This is a genomic window from Lysinibacillus sp. 1 U-2021, assembly GCF_029916965.1.
GTDB lineage: Bacteria > Bacillota > Bacilli > Bacillales_A > Planococcaceae > Lysinibacillus > Lysinibacillus capsici.
Genome location: NZ_CP123966.1, coordinates 2,088,119 through 2,102,092, shown reverse-complemented (window position 1 = coordinate 2,102,092; position 13,974 = coordinate 2,088,119). Strand labels below are relative to the sequence as shown.

Here is a 13,974-nt window from a genome sequence, read left to right as displayed (position 1 = left end):
GAAAATCGTTTGAATTATCAGAAAAGTGGTGTTATGATAACTGTAATACGAATCCTGATGTGTTTGTCTAACTGCTAACTCTACTTCACAGTTTTGACCGAACATTATAGAATCGGGAGCCTTCATTTTGTAGTCGCAAACATGCCCCTAACAAAGCGGGACGTTTAAAGTTGCAAAGCGGGCACCCACCTGCAAATTGCGGGTTCAAAACGAATGTTTCTTGGCATTACGGCACAATTGGGATTCGTCCTATACATAGGATTGAGAGGAGCTTATTAATAGCTCCTTTTTTTTACATAAAATTAAACAAGAACTAGTGGAGTTTTTTGAGTGAATGTTTAGAAAATATGAAAAATTACTTTTTATTTCTGATGAAGCAGCATATAATTGGTATAGACAACTATACCTTTTGAGAAGCTATATCCGCTAAAGGAAAAGATACATTATATCTTTAGGCAGATATTACGAGGAAAAACACTTTATTTAAATGATTTTGAAAACGTTTTAATTGTGGTTGATACAAAACACAGTGAGGGAAAAGCCTATTGAAAGAAGGCAAATTGGATCAAAATTACAAGACGGTGATTAGTCAGTTGAGAATATAATGGTACAATGATTGAGCTCAGATGCTACAATGATAGTGAGAAAGTTACCACATCAAGCGACTGTGTAAATATGTCTTTTTCACACTGTTATCGTGGATATCATTTAGCTTTGTTTAATCATGCGAAATACAAAAACCGATCTAACGAGGTAAAGTTGTATGGAGAAATCATAAAGGCGATAAGGAAGGTGCAAGAATTGTTAGAGAAAAATTCTCATATACCTATTTATATACAAATAGAAGAGATTATTAAACAACGGATTTATTTAGAAGAATACAGAATTGGTGAGACTATCCCATCAGAACGAGAGCTTTCTGCACAATTTGATGTAAGTAGAATGACTGTTCGTCAATCCATTACCAATCTAGTAAATAGTGGTCTATTATATCGAGAAAAAGGGAGAGGAACGTATGTTGCAAATCCAAAATTAGAGCAACCGTTAAAAGGCTTAACGAGTTTCACGGAAGATATGCGGGCAAGAGGAATGGAACCAAGCAGTAAGGTATTACGATTTGAGAAAATCATACCACCAGTGGATATTGCAAGAGATTTGATGATAGAGTCTGGCGAAGAAGTATTTTTTGTAGTGCGCATAAGAAATGCAGATGCGCAACCAATGGCAATCGAAAGAACATATATCCCAGTTAAAATTTATCCGGAGTTGGATGAGAAGCAAATAATGGGCTCGCTTTATGCCTTAATCGAAGCAAAGTTCCATCAAAAAATTGGGAATGCGGTACAACAGATGGAGGCAGCCATCGTATCGAAAGAGGATAGTAAGTTTCTACAAATTAATCAAACAGCACCAGTTTTAATTATCAAACGTACAAGTTATTTATCAGATGGTAAGCCCTTTGAGCTTGTGCGCAGTACGTATCGAGCTGATCGTTATAAATTCATAAGTGAAATTAAAAGGTGATTTTATGCATGCATATTTTTCTGAAATCGAAAAGCTTATCCAGATTGTGAAGGAAAAGGAGGCATCACATATAAGTAATGTGGCTCAAATCATTGTCCAACGTCTCCAAAAAGGTGGGATAATTCAATTATTTGGTTGTGGTCATTCACAGCTATTGGCACAGGAGGCATTTTATCGAGCAGGTGGTTTAGTACCCGTCCGTCCTATATTCATTGAACCATTAGCTTTACATGCTGGAGCATTAGCTTCTTCAATCAATGAGAAAGATTCAACTATTATTGAACAGCATAAGGAACAGTTTGACTTTCGTGAAAATGATGTTTGCATCGTCATTTCAACCTCAGGGAGAAATGCAGCACCTATTGACGCCGCTTTATTAGCAAAGGATTCAGGGATATTTGTGCTATCCCTCCAATCGCTCCACTATAAGGAACAGACTACACGTCATCACAGTGGGCTGCGGCTAGAAGATGTGGTAGATTTTGTAATTAATACCCATATACCGATTGGTGATGGTGTACTAACTATACATGACATACAGTATGCGCCAGCATCTACTGTTATTGGTTCATTACTATTAAATGCTTTGTTCAGTGAAATCATAGAAACACTAGCAAAGTCCTCAATAGAGTTACCGATTTTTGTCAGCAATAATGTTGATTCGGATTGGTCACATAATGAGAAAATGATTGCCAAATATCAACATCGGATTAATTTCACGTGAAAGAGTGGAGGTATGTAAATGAAGAAAATGTATAAAATTACATCTACTGAAGGTATTCATGCCAGACCGGCTGCATTACTCGTAACTGCAGTGACACCATTTCAAAGTGATATTAAATTAACATACGCAGAAAAATCCGTTAATTTAAAGTCTATTATGGGCGTGATGTCATTAGGTGTTAAACCAGGAAGTGTAGTGGAAATTTCAGCAGATGGGCCAGATGTAGCAACATTATTTCAAACTATTACTGAAGTCATGTTGTCTAAAGCAATAGGAGAAGAATGGCAAGAGGGATAATAGATTCTTGCAGTGGTTGTGATTATGCCACTGTAAAAGAATCTTATGAATAATTATCTGAATATTTGGAATTTAAGGGGTGATTAAATGGACATTCACATCGTCTCGCCTAATGATTATGGGCAGATTCATCGATTGAGAGACTATTGCTTTCCAAATAAGTACTCAGGGGCTCGTCGAGAGGATTTTCATTATTGGATTGAACAAAGCACGACCTTAGGTGCTTATGATGACAAAAAAATTGTTGGGCAGCTATTAATATTACCGCTAAATATTACAGTGCATGGAGTTTCATTTAAAATGGGAGGCATCGGCTTTGTTGCAACGTATCCTGAGTATCGACAACAGGGTATTATCAAAAGGCTTATGACAGAAGCGCTGCAAAAAATGAGAGACAATGGACAAACGATTTCAGTATTAGCGCCATTTTCTGTGTCCTTCTATCGTTATTTTGGTTGGGAATTATTTTTTGAGAAGCTCCATTATACAATCCCTCAAACTATGTTTCCCTCTTTAGGGAAACAAGTAGACGACATGAAAAGGATGAGCTTTGAGTGGTTAGATCCTGCGCTCTTTCAGATGATTAAGGATTTTCATAATGCACAGGCAATCATTCGAAATGGTGGCATGGTAAGGGATGAAGGATGGTGGAAAAGACTTGAAAGAAGGAGCCCAGATAGTCACTTTGCTGCCTATTTTCAAGACAATAACTTAGAAGGCTATATTCGTTATACGATTCGAGATGGGACATTTACTATCCAAGACTTTATTGTAGCAAATCTCTTAGCTGAACAAGCTATGTGGCGTTATATGACATCTCATGCAGCAAGTGTCAGTAGCATAACTGGAGTTACTAGTAATCATTATCCTTTTGGCTTTTATTTCAAGGAGCCGCAATTCAAAAGGGAAGTCATACAGGATGTGATGATTAGAGTAGTAGATGTTTATGTATTTATGCAGCAGTATCCGTGGAAGGATATTCAAGAAACACTAACTATTCGTATTGAAGATCCATTTTGTCTCTGGAATGAGCATGTTTATCAAATAAATAAAAATGGTCAGGTCTCAATAATTGAGACAAATTCGGTCTCTGACAAGCATATGCTAACACTACCAATTAATCTTTTTTCTGCGATGATGGTAGGTTATCTTTCTGTCAAAGAAGTGGTGGTCTATGCTAATCAACCTACGGTAGAAAAGGTTATCGAACAGTGGCAATGGGCAATCCCTACTGAAAAACCAGCATTTTATGAGTATTTCTAGGTATTGAATAATAAGAAAATTTAAAAATTTTTTGCGTTTTTTTCTGGACTATACCAGTTGGTTTTAATCATTAATTTCACGACAAAATTGATATAGTCCAATTTTGTAAATAACTTGATATAAATAAAATTAATGGAAAATTTGTATTGTGGTATATACCAATAGGTGCTATTCTCAAAATAAGTAAGCGATTACACAATCGAAGAAAATAAAAGGAGTGTATCGAATGAAAAACATCATGTTAGTGTGTGTAGCAGGTATGAGTACTAGTTTATTAGTGTCAAAGATGCAAAAAGCAGCGCAAGAGCAAAATATTGAAGCGGATATTTACGCCATTGCAGAAGGAGAGGTGGAAAAAATATTAGCGACAAAGAAAGCTGATGTTCTTTTATTAGGCCCACAGGTTCGTTATTTGAAAGGGTCATTTGAAACAAAATATAAGGATAAAGGTTTTCCAATCGATGTGATCAATATGGCGGATTACGGCATGATGAACGGTGAAAATGTCCTGAAACAGGCTCTACAACTAATTGGATGAAAGAAGGGGCAATGGGGAATGGAAGATACAGCATTAATGGCATCCATTATGGGACTGATTGTGCATAGTGGAAATACGAAAAGTGAGTGTATGGAAGCTATTCAGCTAGCAAAAAAGGGGCAAATTGAGGCAGCAAAAGAAAAAATCAAATTAGCGAATGAGTCATTAATTGAAGCGCATCATGCTCAAACGGGGTTACTGTCTCAAGAAGCAAGGGGAGAAAAGGTAGAGGTTTCCATGTTATTAATTCATGCCCAGGATCATTTAATGAATGCTATTACTTTTCGAGATTTAGCACAGGAAATGATTGAGCTATATGAACGAATCCAAGGGGAGTAACATCAAATTTTGATGTTATCAATAAAAAGTAAAGGGAGTGTATGTGAGTGTTCCGTTTTTTAGAAGAAAAGTTTGTACCGGTTGCTGCTAGGGTTGGGAATCAGCGTCATTTAGTTGCCATTCGTGACGGATTTATTACGATTATGCCTTTAACGATTGTGGGATCTTTGGCTGTACTTATTAACAATTTGCCTATCAAATTTTATCAAAATACACTCGATGCCATTTGGAAACATGAGACATGGACTCAATTTGGCGGTAATATTTGGAGTGCTACATTTAATATCATTTCACTGCTACTTGCCTTTACTGTTGCTTATCATCTTGCTAAAAGTTATCAAAAAGATGGTCTGTCTGCTGGAGTAATTAGTCTATCAAGCTACATGACGTTTGGGACTTTCGGGGAAGGCGGATTAACCGGCTTAACAACAGGCACGGGTGGTATATTTATTGCTCTGATTGTAGCACTACTTTCTACAGAATTGTTTTGTAGATTGTCTGGCAATCCTAAACTACTAATTAAAATGCCAACTGGTGTACCACCAGCTGTTGCCAAATCATTTGCTGCGTTACTTCCTGCCATTATTACGATTGGAATATTTGCTTTAGTACGTACAATTATTTCAGCAGGTTTTGATATACCAGATATTGTCGGGTCCTTCTACTCTGCGATTCAAGAGCCATTTATGGGTCTAACAAATACATGGCTTGCTGCTTTAATTTTGGCATTTATACCTACATTTTTATGGACACTTGGCGTACATGGAGCAAATATCATCGAACCATTCATGCAAACGATTAATTTACCAGCTATTAATGAAAATGTTGCAGCAATCTCTGCTGGTAAAGTTGCGCCTTACATTGTCAATAAACCATTCTTTGATGCTTTTATTAATATGGGAGGCTCTGGTACAACAATAGCACTTATTATTGCGATTTTCATATTTGCGAGAAAGAATAAGCAATATAATACAGTTGGGAAATTATCCGCAGCACCTGGGATTTTCAATATCAATGAGCCATTACTTTTTGGGTTACCAATTGTATTAAATCCGGTTTTATTTGTTCCGTTCATTTTGACACCAATGATAAACGTAACAATTGCATTCTTTGCAACGAAATGGGGCTGGGTGCCAGCCGCTACCGTTTCACCGCCTTGGACAACACCGCCGATTATTAATGGTTTTTTAGCAACTCAATCTTGGCGTGGTGCAGTTTTGAGTATGGTTTTAATTGTCATCGCTGTTTGTATTTATCTGCCATTTATCTCAATGGCGAACCGTATGGCAAGGCAGAATGAGCAAAAAGCTGCTTTAGCGGCACAGAGTGAGGAATCTGTAGTGGAATCCAGAGGACAAAAAGTGGAAGTATAAGCGTCAATTAACGGAGGGTTTGAAGTGAAAAGATTAGGAATCTCGCTATATCCGCAGCATAGTACGCTAGAGGAGATGAAGCGCTATGTTCAACTGGCTCATGACAATGGCTTTGATCGTATATTCACATGCCTAATGTCATTAAAACAGGATGAGGAGCGTCAAAAATTACAACAAATCAACGAATTTGCGCAACGCCTTGGCTTTGATATATCCGCTGATATTGCACCAGGTATTTTTGATGATTTAGACTTAACCTATAAGGATATTGGCTATTTAAAAGAACATTATTATTTGGCAGCCTTACGTTTAGATATGGGATTTTCAGGTCAAGAAGAAGCGTTGATGTCACTTGATGGGAGTCATCTAAAAATAGAATTAAACATGAGTAATGGTACGAAGTATGTAGATAATATTATCTCTTATCAGCCCAATAAAGAGAACATTATCGGCTGTCATAATTTTTATCCAAAACGATTTACGGGGCTATCTCGTCAGCATTTTTTACAAACGTCACAACACTTTAAAGCGCACAATGTGAGAACAGCAGCAATGATCTCCTCACAACATGGTCAATATGGACCTTGGGAGCAAACAGAGCACGGGTTACCTACATTAGAGGAACACCGTTATCTCCCAATCACTGTACAGGCGAAAGATTTATGGCATACAGGGTTAATTGACGATTGTATTATTGGCAATATGTTTGCTTCTGAGGAAGAACTACGTGCATTAGGACAATTAAATCGTAATAAGCTTGAGTTAAGGGTTGTCCAGTCTGAAGACACAAGCATTCTAGAGGAGACAATTCTTTATAAAGAGCCTCATTTTAATCGAGGTGATGTGTCTGAATACGTGATTCGAAGCACCCAATCCCGTGTGAAATATAAAAATGGAGATTTTCCTGTGCATGATATACGGCCATTAAAAAGAGGAGATGTCACGATTGATAATAATTTAGATGTTCGTTATAAGGGAGAGCTACAGATTGTGCTAAAGGACATTCCGAATACAGGATCGAGTAATGTCGTAGCTAGCATTGTAGAGGAAGAACTATTTTTATTAACATGCATTCAACCATGGGCATCATTTGGTTTTACAAAGTAAAGAAGAGTGAGAAAGAGATTGAGTCATCAATCTCTTTTTCTTTATGTGGTTGAGCATAATGTTATCTAAGATTTACCTAATTAAATTAACTAATTTTTAAAGTGCTATTTTACCATATATTGAACTAAAAGGGATGAAATCTTTTTATGGATTATTATCTCAGAGGATTTAAGTAGACAATTTTGACTTTTTCTTTATATTTTTATCTTGAACAATAACATGATAAAATGTAAGATAGGTTTTGATTTTATCTTAGTATATAACTAGGTTTACTAATAAAATTTCATAGATGGAGAGTGTCAGGATGTTACATCAATTTTCACGTAACGAGCTCGCAATAGGAACAGAGGGTCTCGAGAAATTAAAAAATACAACGGTTGCCATTCTTGGCGTGGGTGGTGTTGGTTCATTTGCTGCTGAGGCATGTGCACGAAGCGGAATCGGCCGTATTATTCTAGTCGATAAGGACAATGTAGATATCACAAATGTCAACAGACAACTTGTTGCATACTTATCAACAGTTGGTCAATCAAAATCAGCTGTCATGAAAGAGCGTATTGCAGATATTAACCCAGCATGTGAAGTGATTGACATGCACATGTTTTATACGGAAGAAACCTATGAAGAATTTTTTGCACAAGGTATTGATTATGTGATCGATGCAAGTGATACAGTGATGTATAAAATTCATATAATGAAGGAATGTTTAAAGCGTAATATTCCTATTATTTCAAGCATGGGTGCAGCAAATAAAATGGACCCTACTCGCTTCCAAATTGCAGATATTTCAAAAACACATACAGACCCATTGGCTAAAATCATTCGTACTAAGCTACGTAAAGAAGGAATTCATAAGGGTGTTACGGTTGTATTTTCAGATGAAAGTCCAATTGTCGTACGTCCAGATGTTGTCGAACATGTAGGTAAGCCTGATGCAGCAATTCGTAAAGCAAAGATGCCACCTTCATCTAACGCTTTTGTACCGTCGGTAGCAGGTTTAATTGCAGCAAGCTGGGTAGTCAATACCATCCTAAAAGATGTGAAAATTACGCGCGTACAAGGTTAATACCAAGTACGGTGCTTTGGTAATAGTCAAAAAACAGCATAAATGTTCATTTTCGTAGAAGTAGCTGCCTTAATTGTCTTTAGAGGTAGCTACTTTTTCTATGTTACAATTAGACCGTTGTAAAAAAGGAGGCGTATACAAATGGAAAAAATTTATCAAATGGCGTATAGAGGTTTAAATCTTTTTGACGAGATTAGTACAGTAGAGTTAGCTATAGATGAAGAAAACCAAACTATACATATTTTTGATGTTGGACAGGTTGTCAGCCCCATTTTTAATTTTGATGTATCAGCCTACGAATTGTCAGATGGTTTTTATAAAATGGCCGATGTTCTGCGACACAAAAAAATCTTAACGAATCAACAAGCAGGTAGTGATTTAACATTAAGTGAATGGTTAATTATGAACAATGCTTATTTTTATATACCTCAAAAGCGCATTAAAAAATATGTGCATGGAAGTATTATTGAAATTATCGATCGAGCAAACGAACCATGCTTATTTGAGGATTATGTACAAAGGGTATAATTTTACCAAAATAGTTCCTCTTATGTACATAAAATGCTATTAATTCACGAAATTGTCTTATTTTTTTCATGTCCACACTACTTCAGATGGTTTATTGCTATAATTTGAATCATCCATTAGATAATCGATCTGTTTGTTTGGGATGCTTGGTGCTACTCAGTGAATAGCCAGGAAGCTAAACAGCAAATGACATATGGGAGAGTGGGAAAATGGAAATTCAAGTAATTCGTGATCATTTAGATATTGTTAAACTTCAAGAGAAAATGAATGCCATTGTATTTGACTATTTGGATACATCCAACAACTATCCGAAAGCCATGAGAGAATTGAATCCTTTATATATACAAGTCACTACCTATTATAAGGAATATGTTAATCAACGGGCAGGGGAATTACCAAAAGCAAATACGTATTGGCATTTATTTATCGATTGTTGTGCAAAATTATGCTACTTTTTAGCTGCATCGACCTATTATTCTTCGAATGCTTTGCAAGAAACACCTGAAAAAGTAGAGCATTTATTAAAAATAGCAGCGTATTCCTTACCGAGTATTGAGCAGGAAGAGAATGAGCAATTATTAGAAGATATCATGGCTCTTTTAACTGAAGTGCTAGAGGATGAAGAAAAAGCAACAAACATACGCAACGAGGTGCTGTCACAAAAAGGTGAAGTGAAGCAATGTCTTCAACACTTTAAATTATTTGTGGATCAAGAACTTCCAGCATAGACCTTAGACAATAATAGACTATCTATTTTCTGAAAATAGCCTATACGTCAAGAATCTACGTAACTAATAGGAATTGAATCAGTCTTTCTACAATGTTCGATTGGAAAGAGAGTGATTTACTTGCCTTTTTTAGTAGCGTGGATTCTTTTTTAGTTGTAGGGAAAGTAAAAAGACATATTTTCTAGAAAGGTATTTATGTTTTTTTGTCGAATTATAGTTAAAAAATGGGTAATAGATATGCTCACTCTGCTTAACGCTGTAAAAACTTATGGGAAGGGGGCTAAGCAATGATTGTAAATGGAATAGAAATAGATTTGGCGAATTTGGAAAATCCGCTTTTATTAGTTAGTGAGGAAGATGAACTTTTATTTCTACAGCTTATCCAACCGACAATTGAGCAGGAGCTTATTCAATGTCAATTAGCGCTCTCAACAAGGAAATCTATTTCATTGGTCAAAGATATTTGGTTGGCTATGTATAGAGATCGAGAAAAGCTGTACATCAATAGCGGTCATGCCATGCTTTATCCAATACGTTTAATTCTTTTTGAACTAGTCACACAAGCAGAATATTTCCAACGCTTAGCAAAAAAATCACGTGGCGATGAATGTCTTTCCCTTATGTATGCAGTCATTCTTTTGCAATTTGTCTTGCAATGGTTAAAAGATCGATTTAGTGGAAATAAAGAGGTATATGGTGCATTAAAACGGTTATACAGAGTGTCGGATGATGAATTAAGTAAGGAGCCCTCCTGTGAAACAAGAGAACAAAAAATTGCACAAGCAATTGCTGTAAAAGCAATTCGCTTTGAGGTAAGAGAAAACAGTCAAGAGTTCGCGAGCTTGTTGTATCAGTCGTATAATTTGATTGTTTTTTTGCATAGTAAGGCAAATGAAGGAGATGTGAAAGAATCCATCTTGCCATCACTTCGACATTTGGCAGAACCATTAAATTTGTTTTATCAAGAACGATATACGACAAATAACCCGAGCTTTACGGGATGATTGCTAGAGCAGCCCATCCTGTTGTTATATAAAAAGCAAAGTCATTTCAATTACTTAAGATAGTGACTTTGCTTTTGTTTTATTATTTCTTATCATGAAATGATTTTAGTTTGTCGTAGATGCCAGCCATGCGCTTTTCCTCACCAGCAATAACAGGTTTGTAGAATTCAGTTCCTACAAGTTCGTCTGGCAAATATTGTTGGTCTACCCAACCACCAAAAGTACCAATTGGTGTGTTATGAGGATATTGATAGCCAACGTGTCCTAAATCTTTTGCACCCTCGTAATGAGCATCTCGCAAATGATGAGGTATATCACCTGTTTTGCCTTCATGAATAGCTTTAATGGCAGCATCAATTGCCACAATGGCTGAGTTGGATTTTGAGGCAAGGCACATTTCAATGACAGCACTCGCAAGTGGGATACGTGCCTCTGGTAATCCTAGTCGTTCTGCTGCTTGAATAGCAGCTAATATATGAGGTCCGACGTCGGGATTAGCTAGACCAATATCTTCATAGGCCATCACAAGTAGGCGTCTGCTGACAGCCACTAAATCACCTGTTTCCAATAAATGCGCTAAATAATACAGAGCAGCATTAGTATCACTGCCACGCACAGATTTTTGCAGGGCTGATAGTAAATTATAAAAATGTGATCCTTTTTTATCACCATACACACCAATTCGACTAATGAGATGTTCAATGACATGGTCGGCAGCAACCGTTTGTCCATCCACCTCATCACTGGCATAGTAAATGGATTCTAGCAAAGTTAATGCCTTTCGTGCATCTCCGTTTGCTGCGGCTGCAATTTGTTCAATTTGTGATGGTGTTAAGGCAAAATGATATTTACCTAGTCCCCGTCTTTCATCAGCCAGTGCTTTTTCAACTAGTTCGATTAAATTTTCCTTCGTTAAGCGTTTCAGCTGGTAAATTTCGCCACAGCGCGAACGAATTGCTGGATTAACATCATGATATGGATTTTCTGTCGTGGCACCAATTAATACAATTGATCCATTTTCTACATGTGGTAACAGCGTATCCTGCTGTAATTTATTGAAACGGTGAATTTCATCTAAGAAAAGTATTACTTTCCCTGAAATTCTGGCTTCCTGTACAATATCTTCCACATCTTTTTTGCCAGCTCGTGTGGCATTAAGTGCGAAGAAAGGGAGCTTGGAACTTCCTGCAATGGCATTGGCAATGGATGTTTTACCGATTCCAGGTTCTCCATATAGCAACATAGAAGGGACATGTTCATTTTGAATCATTTTATAAAGGGCTGTGTTGGGACCAATGAAATCCTGATGACCAACAATCTCATCAAGGGTCAAAGGTCGCATTCGAAAAGCGAGTGGTTCATTGTGCAAAATAACTTCCCCTTTCTGTCGTTGTCATTTTGTTTCATACATTTTTTACGCTAAAATAAAGCACTCATATGGATTTTGAACGATTTTGAATCGCTTTAATTAGTATATCATATCCTTCTAGGTGTATTTCCGAGTTCATCAAGAGGAGATTATGATATACTGTTGGTAGTATTTTGACTAGACTAATTGAGGGTGATAAAATGAAAATTTCAACAAAGGGCCGTTATGGGCTTACAATTATGATTGAATTAGCAAAGCATTATGGGGAAGGGCCAATTCCCTTGCGTAAAATTGCGGCGGAAAAGGAGCTTTCAGAGGCATATTTAGAGCAATTAGTATCTCCGCTTCGTAATTCAGGCTTAGTAAAAAGTGTACGTGGTGCTTATGGTGGTTATATGCTAGCAAATCCACCTAGCGAAATTTCAGCAGCCCATGTTATTAGTGTGCTAGAAGGGCCGATTCAACCAGTAGAGGGTATTGAAAATGAAGAAGCACCTCAGCGTGAGTTATGGCTACGTATTCGCGATGCAGTAAAAAATGTGTTAGATACAACGACAATTGAAGATTTAGCACAGTATACAGAAGAAAATGTAGTGGAAGGCTACATGTTCTATATTTAAAATAGTTTAAGCTAAAGCGCTACTCCTGCATTCACTTCATCTTTATGGGAGATTGTGAACTATTCACATCCCAATGACTATTTTTACGATGAGTGATGTGGGTTTTGTGCTTTTATCTCGATTCAGCAATGTTTTTGTACTAAAATGAACCACTAAGTACGGAAGACTCCCCACTTATAGAGGAGCGAAGAACACTTGTATTATTTTGCAAGCATTAACTGAATCAAGCGAAAGCCTCTGGCGGATGTCACAGAGTTTAAAAAGGAGTTTTCAACATGAATTCATATATCTATCTCGATCATGCGGCCACATCTCCAATGAATGGCCAAGTAATAGAAGCGATGACGACTGCTATGCAAGAGGTTTTTGGCAATGCATCGAGTATTCATAAAGCAGGTCGAGAAGCAAGGAAATATCTAGATGATGCACGTGAGCTATTGGCGAAATCAATTGGTGCGCAAGCAGGGGAAATTATTTTCACAAGTGGTGGCACAGAAGCTGATAATATGGCAATTTTAGGAACTGTCTATGCCCGTGCAAATGAAGGAAAACACATCATTACAACGCAAGTAGAGCATCATGCAGTATTACATACGTGTGAAAAACTTGAACGTGATGGCTTTGAGGTGACCTATTTACCTGTCGATCAAAGAGGGCGTGTCGCGGTTGAGGATGTCCAAAAAGCCCTTCGTGATGATACCATTTTAGTAACAATTATGTATGGAAATAATGAAGTAGGAACGATTCAGCCAATTGCTGAAATTGGCGCGTTATTGCGTGAGCATAGTGCCATATTCCATACAGATGCGGTTCAGGCTTATGGCTTAGAGTGCATTGATGTAAATGAATTACAGGTGGATTTATTAAGTGTATCTGCTCATAAAATCAACGGTCCAAAAGGTGTTGGATTCCTTTATCAAAAAGCAGGAACACCGTTAGCAAGTTATGCTCTTGGGGGCGCACAAGAGAAAAAACGTCGTGCAGGTACTGAAAATATACCTGCCATTATTGCTTTTGCGACTGCAGTGCAAGTTGCAAATGAGTTGCGTGAAGAAAAGCGTTCACTATACAATCACTTTAAGCAAATTATGCTTGCTGTTTTTTCACAGGAAAAGCTAGCATTCCATGTAAATGGTGATGAGGTGTATTCGTTGCCTCATGTCTTAAATATTAGCTTTGCAGGCATGGAGGTAGAATCATTTTTAGTGAACCTTGATATGGCAGGTATCTATGTTTCGAGTGGTTCGGCATGTACTGCAGGATCGATTGATCCTTCTCATGTGTTAGTAGCAATGTTTGGACAAAGTGCAGAGGAGCTACGGAATTCAATCCGATTCAGCTTTGGGCAGGGTTTAACGGAAAAGGATATACAAGATGCAGCAGAAAAAACGGCTCAAATTGTGAAAAAACTAGCTAAAAAATAATTTGCAAAATACTTATGTTATGTTTCGTTAAAATATGGAAACATAAACTGTAATTAGATAAAAGAAAAGG

Annotated in this window: 15 protein-coding genes and 1 other RNA gene; 15 read left to right on the top strand and 1 reads right to left on the bottom strand. The window is 37.1% G+C overall.

What is annotated here, in order from left to right; genetic code table 11:
• Nucleotides 1-48 precede the first annotated feature (48 nt).
• The 13 genes from ssrS (at nucleotide 49) to QH639_RS10630 (ending at nucleotide 10,491) form a co-directional block, all read left to right on the top strand.
• Nucleotides 49-248: non-coding RNA, 6S RNA (ssrS, locus tag QH639_RS10690), on the top strand.
• A gap of 553 nt (nucleotides 249-801) precedes the next feature.
• The gene (locus QH639_RS10685) at nucleotides 802-1,524 is read left to right on the top strand and encodes a GntR family transcriptional regulator (protein WP_004226770.1); all 723 of its coding nucleotides are present in this window, start codon (nucleotides 802-804) and stop codon (nucleotides 1,522-1,524) included.
• A 4-nt stretch (nucleotides 1,525-1,528) separates the two neighbouring features.
• Complete coding sequence (locus QH639_RS10680; protein WP_281116039.1) at nucleotides 1,529-2,248, top strand: SIS domain-containing protein; 720 nt, start codon at nucleotides 1,529-1,531, stop codon at nucleotides 2,246-2,248.
• An 18-nt stretch (nucleotides 2,249-2,266) separates the two neighbouring features.
• The gene (locus QH639_RS10675; protein WP_281116038.1) at nucleotides 2,267-2,545 is read left to right on the top strand and encodes an HPr family phosphocarrier protein; all 279 of its coding nucleotides are present in this window, start codon (nucleotides 2,267-2,269) and stop codon (nucleotides 2,543-2,545) included.
• 87 nt (nucleotides 2,546-2,632) lie between these two features.
• Nucleotides 2,633-3,808 (top strand): GNAT family N-acetyltransferase, encoded by a 1,176-nt coding sequence (locus QH639_RS10670; protein ID WP_131520509.1) that lies wholly within the window; start codon nucleotides 2,633-2,635, stop codon nucleotides 3,806-3,808.
• A gap of 226 nt (nucleotides 3,809-4,034) precedes the next feature.
• The gene (locus QH639_RS10665) at nucleotides 4,035-4,346 is read left to right on the top strand and encodes a PTS sugar transporter subunit IIB (protein WP_103118482.1); all 312 of its coding nucleotides are present in this window, start codon (nucleotides 4,035-4,037) and stop codon (nucleotides 4,344-4,346) included.
• A gap of 18 nt (nucleotides 4,347-4,364) precedes the next feature.
• Nucleotides 4,365-4,685 (top strand): PTS lactose/cellobiose transporter subunit IIA, encoded by a 321-nt coding sequence (locus tag QH639_RS10660; RefSeq protein WP_004226783.1) that lies wholly within the window; start codon nucleotides 4,365-4,367, stop codon nucleotides 4,683-4,685.
• Between the two features lie 47 nt (nucleotides 4,686-4,732).
• The gene (locus tag QH639_RS10655) at nucleotides 4,733-6,058 is read left to right on the top strand and encodes a PTS sugar transporter subunit IIC (protein ID WP_237898299.1); all 1,326 of its coding nucleotides are present in this window, start codon (nucleotides 4,733-4,735) and stop codon (nucleotides 6,056-6,058) included.
• A 24-nt stretch (nucleotides 6,059-6,082) separates the two neighbouring features.
• A complete protein-coding gene (locus QH639_RS10650) occupies nucleotides 6,083-7,165 on the top strand; it encodes a DUF871 domain-containing protein (RefSeq protein WP_281116037.1) in 1,083 nt (360 codons plus the stop codon).
• Between the two features lie 304 nt (nucleotides 7,166-7,469).
• Entirely contained in the window at nucleotides 7,470-8,231 is a 762-nt protein-coding gene (locus QH639_RS10645; RefSeq protein WP_048392126.1) for a tRNA threonylcarbamoyladenosine dehydratase, read from the top strand.
• Between the two features lie 141 nt (nucleotides 8,232-8,372).
• The gene (locus QH639_RS10640) at nucleotides 8,373-8,759 is read left to right on the top strand and encodes a hypothetical protein (RefSeq protein ID WP_237898297.1); all 387 of its coding nucleotides are present in this window, start codon (nucleotides 8,373-8,375) and stop codon (nucleotides 8,757-8,759) included.
• 209 nt (nucleotides 8,760-8,968) lie between these two features.
• Nucleotides 8,969-9,487, top strand: a complete 519-nt coding sequence (locus tag QH639_RS10635; protein ID WP_237898296.1) for a hypothetical protein — start codon at nucleotides 8,969-8,971, stop codon at nucleotides 9,485-9,487.
• Between the two features lie 287 nt (nucleotides 9,488-9,774).
• Nucleotides 9,775-10,491: a hypothetical protein gene (locus tag QH639_RS10630; protein WP_237898295.1), complete on the top strand. Its 717-nt coding sequence runs from the start codon at nucleotides 9,775-9,777 to the stop codon at nucleotides 10,489-10,491.
• 82 nt (nucleotides 10,492-10,573) lie between these two features.
• On the opposite strand, the gene QH639_RS10625 is transcribed toward QH639_RS10630, so the two are convergent.
• Nucleotides 10,574-11,860 carry a replication-associated recombination protein A gene (locus QH639_RS10625; RefSeq protein WP_237898294.1) on the bottom strand — a complete coding sequence of 429 codons (1,287 nt, stop codon included), beginning with the start codon at nucleotides 11,858-11,860 and terminating at the stop codon, nucleotides 10,574-10,576.
• Nucleotides 11,861-12,060: 200 nt separating this feature from the next.
• On the opposite strand from QH639_RS10625, the gene cymR reads away from it, so the two are divergent.
• Nucleotides 12,061-12,480: a cysteine metabolism transcriptional regulator CymR gene (cymR, locus tag QH639_RS10620; RefSeq protein ID WP_004226809.1), complete on the top strand. Its 420-nt coding sequence runs from the start codon at nucleotides 12,061-12,063 to the stop codon at nucleotides 12,478-12,480.
• Nucleotides 12,481-12,755: 275 nt separating this feature from the next.
• Complete coding sequence (locus tag QH639_RS10615; RefSeq protein WP_237898293.1) at nucleotides 12,756-13,904, top strand: cysteine desulfurase family protein; 1,149 nt, start codon at nucleotides 12,756-12,758, stop codon at nucleotides 13,902-13,904.
• Nucleotides 13,905-13,974: the final 70 nt, after the last annotated feature.